At 42.0% G+C, this 11,822-nt stretch carries 7 protein-coding genes; all 7 read left to right on the top strand.

The window, feature by feature from the left end:
- Window positions 1–89 precede the first annotated feature (89 nt).
- The 7 genes from A5868_RS11300 (at window position 90) to A5868_RS11270 (ending at window position 11,796) form a co-directional block, all read left to right on the top strand.
- Window positions 90–3,005, top strand: coding sequence for an NADH-dependent flavin oxidoreductase (locus A5868_RS11300; RefSeq protein WP_086306461.1), 2,916 nt, complete (start codon window positions 90–92; stop codon window positions 3,003–3,005).
- Between the two features lie 154 nt (window positions 3,006–3,159).
- Window positions 3,160–3,522, top strand: coding sequence for a DUF1827 family protein (locus A5868_RS11295; protein ID WP_010780130.1), 363 nt, complete (start codon window positions 3,160–3,162; stop codon window positions 3,520–3,522).
- Between the two features lie 158 nt (window positions 3,523–3,680).
- Window positions 3,681–5,153: a nicotinate phosphoribosyltransferase gene (locus tag A5868_RS11290; RefSeq protein WP_010780131.1), complete on the top strand. Its 1,473-nt coding sequence runs from the start codon at window positions 3,681–3,683 to the stop codon at window positions 5,151–5,153.
- Window positions 5,154–5,168: 15 nt separating this feature from the next.
- Window positions 5,169–5,993, top strand: coding sequence for an ammonia-dependent NAD(+) synthetase (gene nadE, locus A5868_RS11285; RefSeq protein WP_086303436.1), 825 nt, complete (start codon window positions 5,169–5,171; stop codon window positions 5,991–5,993).
- A gap of 311 nt (window positions 5,994–6,304) precedes the next feature.
- Window positions 6,305–8,110, top strand: a complete 1,806-nt coding sequence (locus A5868_RS11280; RefSeq protein ID WP_086303437.1) for an LTA synthase family protein — start codon at window positions 6,305–6,307, stop codon at window positions 8,108–8,110.
- 18 nt (window positions 8,111–8,128) lie between these two features.
- Entirely contained in the window at window positions 8,129–8,875 is a 747-nt protein-coding gene (locus tag A5868_RS11275) for a tRNA 2-thiocytidine biosynthesis TtcA family protein (protein WP_086303438.1), read from the top strand.
- Between the two features lie 242 nt (window positions 8,876–9,117).
- Window positions 9,118–11,796: a cation-translocating P-type ATPase gene (locus A5868_RS11270; protein WP_010780135.1), complete on the top strand. Its 2,679-nt coding sequence runs from the start codon at window positions 9,118–9,120 to the stop codon at window positions 11,794–11,796.
- Window positions 11,797–11,822: the final 26 nt, after the last annotated feature.

The following is an 11,822-nucleotide window of genomic DNA, read 5'->3' as shown; positions in this document are numbered from 1 at the left end:
ATTTGGCACGCGTATGACAATTCATGTGAAGTTTGTTACATATCAAAAGAATTTGATGAATAAAGCGTTTATTTTGAAAGGAGAACCATATGTTAAGAAATTTATTTGATGAGATTCCGTTAGCATCCGGGACAAGTTTTAAGAATCGTTTGTTTATGTCGCCAATGACAACACAATCCGCTTTTTATGACGGAGAAATCACACAGCAAATTATTGATTATTATGCATTTCGTTCAGGCGATGCGGCTGCAATCATCGTTGAAAGTTGTTTTATTGAAGATAAAGGCCGAGGATTTCCTGGAGCTTTGGGTGTAGATACAGATAAAAAAGTTGCTGGTTTGACTGAATTGGCACAAGCGATCAAGTCAAAAGGCTCGAAAGCGATCATGCAAATTTATCATGCAGGTAGAATGGCGTGGCCTGAAATCAACGGCGGTGCAGTACCGATTTCAGCAAGTCCAGTGGCAGCATTGAGACCTAACGCACCTGTCCCTCGTGAAATGACAGAAGAACAGATTTTAGAAATGATTGCATTTTTCGGCGACGCGACACGTCGTGCGATTGAAGCAGGCTTTGACGGTGTGGAAATCCACGGTGCGAACACGTTTCTTTTGCAACAGTTTTTCTCTCCACATTCAAATCGTCGTGAGGACCAATGGGGCGGCAGCCGTGAGAAGCGGGCGAAATTTCCATTAGAAGTGATGAAAGAAGTTCAACGCGTTGCAAAAGAACAAGGCGCGGAAAACTTTATCGTCGGCTATCGTTTTTCTCCGGAAGAATTGGAAGAGCCAGGAATTCATTTTGACGATACGATGTATTTATTGAATACGCTTGCGGAATTACAGCCGGATTATTTCCACTTTTCAATGGGGGCTTATACACGTCCATCGATTGTTGATTCTGATGATCCAGAACCATTGATCACAAAATACTTAGCACAACGTTCTCCTGTATTGGCTCAAATCCCAATCATGGGTGTAGGATCGATCTTGCAACGTGCAGATGCTGAAGATGCTATGAAACTTGGCTATGATTTGCTGGCAGTTGGTAAAGGATTCTTGATCGAACCAAACTGGGTAAACATGATCAAGGAAGGGCAAGAAGTGATTGATTACGCACATGTGAGTGCGCAACGCAAATTGTTGATCCCAACACCATTGTGGGACTTCATGTCATATATGGTCATTGACCCAGAAGAAGAAAAACGCAAACATGAACGATTGAAAGAACTGCAAAAGGTGAAACTGACATTCAAGCCAGGGACCTATACAGTGGAAGCAAAGGGTCATAACAGCGAGCTTGCAATGAATGTGACATTCTCTGAAGAACGAATCGAAAAAATCGAAGCGGATCAAAGCAATGAGTCAGAAGGATTATCGGATCAAGTATTCATTCGTTTGCCGCAACAAATCATTGATGGTCAAACCCTGAATGTAGACGTGATCTCAGGGGCTTCTGCTTCTAGCCAAGGGCTGATTGACGGAGTTGCTGAAGCTGTCGAGATGGCAGGAGCCAGCTCTGAAGTATTAAAGGCACGTCCAAAACCAACCATTAAATGGTCTAAAGAAGTTGTTGAAGAAGAAGCAGATGTCGTGATCATTGGGTCAGGAGCTGCAGGGATCTCGGCAGCATTGCGAGCAGATCAAATGGGTCTTAAAACGATTGTAGTAGAAAAATTGAGTTTCGTAGGCGGCGCGATTTCAATCAGCGGCGGAAATCAAGTTGTTATGGGCTCTAAATTACAAGCAGCGGCAGGGGTCAGCGATGACACGGCTGAATGTATGGTGGAAGATTTCCTTGCAAACGGCAGCGGACTGAACGTACCAGAATTATTGACGACATTGGCCGAAAATGTTGGAGAGACGACAGACTGGGTCCATGAATACATGGGCGTTGAATACGATATGAAGAACGGTCTGCATACGCTTGCAGAATATCGGAAAAATCGTGAGTTGGCTTACGAAGATGGCGGTCATGGGTTTGCAGCAAGTGCAAGAAAAGCGTTGGAAAGAAGCAACGTGACGATCTATCTTCAAACAAAGGCTGAAAGCTTATTGACAGATGGAAACGGCAAAGTTACAGGTTTGACAGCGGTAGAGGATACGGGTAAACGCCATAATATTCATGCGCAAGCAGTGATCTTAACAACTGGCGGGTACGGAAACAATCCAAATCTGTTGAGTCAAGAGTTAAACAATATTTTGTTCTACGGAACGAAGTCATCTACGGGTGACGGCATTCTGATGACAACGACTCCAGAGCTAAATGCAGCAACACGTTTAATGGAATATGGGAAAATTTATCCGAATGGTGTAGAGGTTTCTCAAGGCTATGCTAAATCAACGATTGGCGGAAATATCGAAGTCTTGAAGCGTAATGGCCTACTAGTAAATACTTCAGGAAAACGTGTGATCAATGAGCGGGCTAGTAATAAAGAAATTTTGAAAGTACTTCTACAGCAAGATCCGCAAATGCTGTTCTTACTGATGGATGCTAAGCACTTTGAAATCTTTACAGAAGCTGTTGAAGAAGGCGGCATTACACGAGAAGATTTGGCACGCTGGATCGAAAACGAAGCAGAAGCACCGCAAATTTTCCAAGCAGCTACCTTAGAAGAATTGGCTGAAAAGGCAAATATGTCTCGTGAAAGTTTGGTCGATACTGTTGCCCGCTATAACGGATGGGTAGAGAAGCAAAAAGACGAAGACTTTGACCGTCAGCTAGAATTCCTGCAAGAAAAAGTTGGTGAAGGTCCTTATTACATGATCGAGCAAAAACCACGTTTTGCTACAACGATGGGTGGTTTGGTGGCAAACAGCGACCTGCAAGTCATGAATCGCAACAATCAAGCGATCGAAGGATTGTATGCAGCTGGAGAAGTAGTCGGTGGTGTAATGGGAAGCGACTCTCCATCAGGTGCGAACAACGCTTGGGCGTTAACTTCAGGAAAATTAGCGGCAGAAACTGTCCAAAAAACAGTTCAAGTAGAATCAATCGTACAATAAAAGTGATCCTGAGGCAGATGCCTCAGGATTTTTTTCTTTTCTAAAAAAATTTTTTTGATTGATTAAAAAACATTTGCTCCATATGTTAAAATAATGAATGAAGAAAAAGAAAACAGTCCATTCGACTAAATGATATAGAAAAGGGGCTTACTGAATGAAATTAATTGAGACACCTTTGAATAGCAATGTTAATTTAGAAACACTCTATCCAAATTTAACGGGTTACCTGTTTGAGCAGCGTCCGGCTATCAAGTTGCTTAAATTGTATGCCTACGACCGAACAAAAATTATTTATGCGGATCGCTTTGATACGATCGATTTATTATTGATCAATCGTCAGCGGAAAATCAGTCATCAAGAAGTCGATACGATCATCCATCGCTTATTGAAAGTTGATCGGAAAGATGTGACTGTCGATGTCGGGTATAAAAAACAAATGATGCAGGCTGGAATCCGACCTAAAGAAGGATACAAAGATATTATTGCTGTGGAATATAAAGTCTCAAAAGAAAAATAATCGTACCACGGGGAAGAGTGTAAAACTTTTCCCCGTGTTCCTTTCTAGGCATCGAAATTCAGTTCAATTGTAAGGAGGCTAGAATGCCGCCCCCAGAACTCTTGTGATATAATGAGTGAAATAGTTTAAATTACTAAAAACAAATGAGGAGCATGACTATGAAAAAGTTGTACGAAGATGACAGTTTGACACTTCATACGGACCTTTATCAAATCAATATGATGAAAACTTATTGGGAGACGGGTCGAGCGGATCTTCACGCCGTATTTGAGTGTTATTTCCGTAATATGCCTTTTGATAATGGCTATGTCATCTTTGCTGGTCTAGAACGACTTGTAAAATATTTGGAAGATTTGACGTTTAGTGAAAGTGACTTGGCATATTTAAGTGAAGTGGAACATTACCCGGCAGATTTTATCGATTATTTGCGAGATTTCAAATTTGCTTGTACCGTTCGTTCAGCGGTAGAAGGTGAATTGGTCTTTAATAATGAACCGATCATCCAGGTGGAAGGACCACTGCTGCAATGCCAATTGGTCGAAACGACACTGTTAAATATCGTAAACTTCCAAACCTTGATTGCAACCAAAGCGGCGCGCATCAAATCGGTTATTGGAGATGATCCCTTATTAGAATTTGGGACACGTCGTGCACAGGAATTAGATGCTGCTATATGGGGAACACGAGCGGCTTATATTGGTGGTGCTGATGCAACAAGCAATGTGCGTGCTGGAAAAATTTTTGGTATTCCAGATAGCGGCACGCATGCGCATTCATTGATCCAGTCTTACGGCAACGATTACGAAGGATTTAAAGCTTACGCAGAAACACATCGGGATTGTGTATTTTTAGTTGATACGTACGATACGATCCGATCCGGCGTGCCAAGTGCCATCCGAGTTGCACGAGAAATGGGCGATAAGATCAACTTTTTAGGTGTACGTATCGATAGCGGTGACATGGCCTATATTTCAAAACGTGTCCGCCAACAATTAGATGAAGCAGGATTTCCAGATGCGAAAATCTATGCATCGAATGATTTAGATGAAAGCACCATTCTCAACTTAAAAATGCAGCATGCGAAGATCGATGTATGGGGTGTCGGAACGAAGCTGATCACAGCTTATGATCAACCGGCTCTTGGTGCTGTCTTCAAATTAGTCTCGATTGAGAACAAAGAGGGAGAGATGATGGATACCATCAAACTTTCCAGCAATGCAGAAAAAGTCACGACGCCAGGGAAAAAGCAAGTGTGGCGGATCACGCGTAAATCTGATGGCAAATCAGAAGGGGATTATGTGACTTTATGGGATGAAGACCCGAGAGAAGAAAAGGAAATCTACATGTTCCATCCAGTCTATCCTTATATCAATAAAACAGTTAAAAACTTTGAAGCGCGTCCAGTCTTAAAAGACATTTTCGTAAAAGGAACGCGCGTCTATGAACTGCCTGATTTAGAAATTGTGAAGCAAACGGCTAAAGATAGTTTGGATTCCTTATGGGAAGAGTATAAACGTGACCTTAATCCACAAAAATATCCAGTCGATCTTTCAACAGAGTGCTGGAACCATAAAAACAAAATTATGGACCAAGTGCGTAAATCTATGGTAAAAACGGAAGAAGAAGATTAAAGGAGTGGAGTCGTCATGACGTTGCAAGAAGAGATCATTAAGGAATTAGGAACAAAACCATCGATTGATCCTCAAGAAGAAATTCGGAGAAGTATTGAATTTTTAAAAGCGTATTTGAAAAAGCACCCATTTTTGAAATCTTTTGTATTGGGAATCAGCGGTGGTCAAGATTCTTCATTGGCAGGTCGTTTGGCCCAGCTTGCAATGGAAGAAATGCGTGAAGAAACTGGGGATCAGGCCTACAAATTCTTTGCTGTTCGCTTGCCTTATGGCGCGCAAGCAGACGAAGCAGATGCAAAGAGAGCCTTAGCGTTTATAAAACCAGATGTAAGCTTAAGCGTGAATATCAAAGGAGCGGTAGATGCTGAAGTGGCGGCTTTAGAAGAAGCAGGAGTCGCTATCAGTGACTTCAATAAAGGAAACATCAAAGCACGTCAACGAATGATTACTCAGTATGCGATCGCAGGAGACAATCAAGGTGCCGTAATCGGAACAGATCATGCAGCGGAAAATATCACAGGTTTCTTCACGAAATTTGGCGATGGCGGTGCAGACATCTTGCCGTTGTTCCGTTTGAACAAGCGTCAAGGAAAAATGCTGCTGAAGGAATTGGGCGCAGATGAATCCTTGTACTTGAAGGTTCCAACAGCCGATCTAGAAGATGGCAAACCATTAATTGCGGATGAAGTCGCACTTGGAGTCACTTATGATGACATTGACGACTATTTGGAAGGTCGAGAAATTGAAGCGAGTGCTCAAGCAACGATCGAAAATTGGTGGAACAAAACGCAGCATAAACGTCATTTACCAATTACGGTCTTTGATGATTTCTGGAAATAATCGAAGGAATGATGCAGCCTAGTGGAGAACGTTCTTCACTGGGCTTTTTTTTGTTCCCCTCATTAAAAAGTTATTCTATGAATTTAGTTTAAGGAAGTTGTCGGCGTTCTTTACTTTGTTTCGTTTTCTCGCTAAACTATTTAAGGTATTGGTCGATTTTTATGAATCGCCGCTAATTGTTTTTTGAGAAGAAAAGTGTGCCGCAGAATGGCAGGCATTCTAACTAATTAGATAAAGCAAGGGATGAGATCTCGGAGAATTTTTAAGAAGTAGAGAGAACATCTTTACGAATGTATGAATGGGAGAGAGATATGCAAAAACTTCGAAAGCTTCCTTGGCGTCCAATTCTAGTCGGAATCGGTATCGTCGGGTTAATTATTGTTTCCAATCTTTTTTTTCAATTGACGCAAAATGATTTTTCCTTTGACTTAGCATTTAAATTTGCTTTTTCTTGGCACACGGAGAAATTCTTTTTAGGATGTTTTGTGCTGCTGGTTTTTTATGGCTGGATCAGCAGTTTGCTGGGTTCATTAAAAATGGGAAGTCTTTTTTATGCTCTGATCGTGATCGGTGTGGGAAGCGCCAATTTTTTAAAAATGAAGTATCGGATGGAACCAATCTATCCCGATGATCTGAAAATGATTGCTGAATTTGGAATGATTCGCGACATCGTTGGAATACCGGTGTTTATTCTCTTTTTACTACTTCTGGTGATTGGGTTGCTGTTAATCGTCTTTAGTGTAAAGAAGAGTTTGAAACTAAAGAAAAAGCAGCAATGGATTCGCTTGAGCATTTTTGTTTTGACGAGTGGTCTTTTGATTTATGCAGGCGGCTTTAATCAGCAGGGAAATGTCTTGCGAGAAGCCTATAATAAGACGGCGTTGTGGATTCCATACAGTCAGAAAATGAATTATTACAACACAGGATTTATGGGCGGTTTTCTATACAATTTGCCTGTCGATGCGATGGAGGAGCCCGCAAACTATTCTGCTGCTGCAGTCAAAAAAATCACGGAAGAGTATCAGCCAAAAAAGGAGAATGCATCCGAAGAAAAGCCGAATATCGTGTATGTGATGAGTGAAAGCTTCTCCGATCCAAGCCGATTGAAAGGGTTAGAGATCTATGGCGGTGATCCATTGCAGGCGTATCGTGAGGTGGCAGACACGACCTACAGCGGACAAATGCTCTCGCAAAATTACGGCGGCGGTACTGCGAATATCGAATTTGAAGCATTGACTGGATTTTCAATGGAGCTCTTCAATGCACAGATGACGACACCTTATACGATGCTGGTACCAGAATTCAAGTCATTTCCTTCATTAGTAGGGACATTAAAAGAGCGAGGTTATGAAACAACCGCGATCCATCCGTACAATACATCCATGTACAAAAGAAAAGACGTTTATAAAACATTCGGCTTCGATCAATTTCTCGACGAAAGCACGATGACGCATAAAGACAAAATCGAAAACAATCCCTATATTTCCGATAAGGCAGCGTATCAGGAAGTCTTCGATCAATTAGAAAAAAAGAATCAACCGCAATTCTTACACTTGGTGACGATGCAGACGCATATGCCGTATGAAAATAAATACGACGAACTGCCTTATCTTGTCAAAGGAGAAGACAGTATGGCTGTAAGAAGTTATTTGCAAGATGTCGCTTACAGCAGTGAAGCATTGAATGATTTTCTGACTAAGCTGGACAAATTGCCTGAACGGACATTGGTCGTCTTCTGGGGCGATCATTTGCCAGGAATTTATTCGGAGGAGATTCAAGAGAAGAATCAAGGACACCCATTACATGAGACTGAATTTCTCATGTACGACAACCGACATCAGTTGAACAACGAGCAGGTGACAACAAGTCCATTTTATTTTGCGGCAGATCTTTTTCAACAAGGGCGACTGCAAATGACTGGCTTTCAGCAGTTATTAGTAGAACTGCAAAACGAGCTGCCAGCATTTGAAAAAGGAATGTACTATCAAAGTGGGCAGTGGTTTAAAGAAGCTCGATTGAACAAGAAGCAAGAAAAATTATATCAGGATTATCAAATGATCCAATATGACATCACATCCGGAAATCAATACAGCTTAAAAGAAGCGTTCTTTGAATAAACCAAAGGGAGTTAAACCATGGGATTTAAAAAGAAAGACAATCAGAGTTATTACAATCCGGTTCGCCGTGCGATCTTAACGCATGGAATGATCGAACCAGGAGATCGAGTGGCGATCGGTATGAGTGGCGGAAAAGATAGCACGACGTTGCTTTATTTGTTGGATCGGATTCGCCGACAAAGAAGGTTGGGGTTTGATTTTGAGCTGGTACCGATCGCGCTTGATATGGGATTTGAAGGGTGTGACATTACGCCGATGCAGGCTTTCGTTGAACAGTTGGGGTATCCATTAGAAATTGTTCCGACAAACATTGCCAAAGTTGTTTTTGATATTCGGGAAGAAAAATCCCCCTGCTCCTTATGCGCAAAACTACGCCGAGGAATCTTATACAATCGAGCCCATGAATTGGGGTGTCAAAAAGTCGCGTTGGGGCATCATGTAGATGACGCGATCGAGACTTACTTCATGAACTTTTTGTTTCACGGAAGGATGAATAGTTTTGAGCCAAAAAGCTATCTATCGAAAACAAACGTAACGTTAATCCGTCCGATGATCTATTTGGAAGAAAAACAAATCATCCGCCTTGTGAAACGCGAAGAGCTGCCGGTTGTTTTTAATCCTTGTCCTGTGGATAAAAAAACAAAACGGGAAGAGATAAAGAACGTAGTGACCAACATGGCGAATCACTACCCAGATATTCGAGAAAAGTTTATAATGGGCATGGAACAAGGAACAGCTGAAGATTTTTGGAATAAAAGTCTCTAGTGGGAGCTCTTACAATCGATTATTTTAAAAGTAGTGATTGTATTCCCGCCTTTTCTCATGCTATAATTCGTTTTGTATTCATGAGGGAGTAACTAGCAGCGCAAGCTGTGGCAACGCCACCAGCAAGAAAAAGATATTTTTCTGGTGTTGTCTTAAATAGTGAGACTTATGTATGTGTCTTTCGCATACACAAGTCTATTTTTTTTACTTCCAAAAGGAACACTAATTTAAGGAGGAAAAAAATGTCCGAGGAGAAAAAACAACAACTGATAAATCCTTTTTATTCAGAAGAAAAAGAACAGGTTTTAGCAGAAGTTCAAACGACTGAAGAAGGGCTGACAACTGCGGAAGCAGAAAAACGCCTAAATGAGTATGGTTTGAATGAATTAGAAGAGGGCGAAAAGAAAAGTATGCTTGCTCGCTTCTTAGAACAATTTAAAGATTTGATGATTATCGTCCTATTGTTTGCGGCAGTCATCTCTGCGGTCGTTTCTCATGAAGTAGTGGATTCGATCATTATTTTAGCCGTTGTGATCATCAATGCAGTGATGGGTGTTGTACAAGAATCGAAGGCTGAACAAGCCATTGAGGCCTTGCGTGAAATGTCTACACCAAATGCCAATGTTTTACGTGATGGTCATATCCTTTCTGTGAAATCTACCGATCTTGTTCCCGGCGATATCGTAATGCTGGAGGCCGGTGATGTGGTCCCTGCGGACTTACGTTTGATCGAAGTCGCTTCATTAAAGATTGAAGAAGCTGCTTTAACAGGAGAGTCTGTTCCGGTAGAAAAAGAGTTGATCGTTATTGATGCTGGCGAAGTGGGCATCGGTGATCGTGTGAATATGGCGTATTCAAATAGTAACGTCACTTATGGCCGCGGAAAAGGCGTGGTCGTGAATACAGGAATGAATACCGAAGTTGGTAAGATTGCTGGAATGTTAGCACAAGCAGATGAAACAGAGACACCATTGAAAAACAACTTGAACCAATTGGGTAAATTCTTGACACTTGCTATTATTATTATTGCTGTCGTGATGTTTTTCGTAGGAACTGTCTTTAACGATACCTCGTGGGTCGATATGCTCTTGACCTCGATCTCATTAGCAGTTGCGGCTATTCCTGAAGGCTTGCCGGCGATCGTTACGATTATTCTTGCTTTAGGGACCCAAGTGATGGCTAAACGAAATTCTGTGATTCGTAAATTGCCTGCAGTAGAAACTTTAGGTTCAACAGATATTATTGCTTCTGATAAAACAGGGACTTTGACGTTAAATCAGATGACGGTTGAAAAGCTTTACGTCGACAACCATCAATACGATGCGAATGGCGAAGTACCTAGCGATAGTATGGCGATGAAAGTCATGAACTATGCGAACGATACAAAAATCGCGCAAGACGGCAGTTTGATTGGCGATCCAACAGAAACAGCGCTTGTGCAATTTGGATTGAATAATCACTTTGACGTACGTGAAAAAGTTGCTGCAGAACCTCGCGTGGGTGAGCTGCCTTTCGACTCAGATCGTAAGCTGATGAGCACACTGCATGAAGAGCAAGATGGAAAAATCTTAGTAGCTGTCAAAGGCGCTCCAGACGTCTTGCTTGATCGGACGACACATATTTTGTTAAACGATCAAGTGGTTCCTATGACAGAGAAAGAAAAACAAGATATTTTAGCGAATAATAAAGACATGGCGCAGCAAGCGCTGCGTGTATTGGGCATGGCTTACAAATATGTAGACCACGTTCCAGCAGAATTAGAAACGGAAGTCGTTGAAAACGAATTGGTCTTTGCTGGATTAGTCGGCATGATCGATCCAGAACGTGCCGAAGCGGCCGAAGCAGTACGTGTGGCTAAAGAAGCGGGCGTTCGTCCAATTATGATCACTGGTGACCACAAAGATACCGCAGAAGCGATTGCTGCTCGTTTGGGGATCATCGAAAAGGGCGATGATGCGTCTGTTTTAACCGGTGCGCAATTAAATGAACTTTCAGATGAAGAGTTTGCTCAGAAGGTAGAGCATTATTCAGTCTATGCCCGTGTGTCTCCAGAGCATAAAGTTCGGATCGTCAAAGCGTGGCAAAAAGAAGGAAAAGTAGTTGCCATGACAGGGGACGGTGTCAATGATGCGCCTGCCTTGAAGCAAGCGGATATCGGTATTGGTATGGGGATCACAGGGACAGAGGTTTCCAAAGGAGCTTCTGATATGGTTCTTGCGGATGACAACTTCGCGACGATCGTCGTTGCTGTGGAAGAAGGACGTAAAGTCTTCTCCAATATCCAAAAAGCGGTTCAATATTTATTGGCTGCAAACTTAGGAGAAGTATTGACGTTATTCATCGCTACTTTGCTTGCTTGGGATACCTTGCTGCCAATCCACTTATTATGGATCAACTTAGTAACAGATACTTTTCCTGCGATCGCTTTAGGAATGGAGCCTGCGGAAAAAGATTTGATGCAGCATAAACCACGGGGACGCAGTTCAAATCTGTTTTCTGGCGGCGTCTTCTCAAGTATTATTTATCAAGGGATCTTAGAAGCGAGTACCGTGTTGTTTGTTTACTGGTCAGCGATTCAATGGCCGGTTCATTCAAATTATGGAGAGATTCATTCGGACGCTTTGACGATGGCTTTTGCAACGTTAGGCTTAATGCAGCTATTCCACGCATTCAACGTGAAATCTGTGCATCAATCCTTGTTCAAAGTTGGTGCCTTCCGCAACAAGAGCTTTAACTGGGCAATCTTATTATCCTTTGTACTAATGATGGTCATCATCGTTGTGCCAGGGCTGAACGATGTCTTCCGGGTAGCCCATCTTGATTTGTATCAATGGGGAATCGTGATCGGTGCTTCCTTTGCGATTATTCCAATCGTTGAGATCGTGAAATTCTTCCAACGAAAAACGTTAAAAGAAAAATAGACCAAAAAACTTCGCATGGCGATCCT

It is taken from the genome of Enterococcus sp. 12F9_DIV0723, assembly GCF_002174375.1.
Taxonomy (GTDB): Bacteria; Bacillota; Bacilli; order Lactobacillales; family Enterococcaceae; genus Enterococcus_A; species Enterococcus_A gilvus.
Note: the sequence above shows the minus strand (reverse complement) of the source record. Positions and strands in the feature narration are given on the sequence as shown.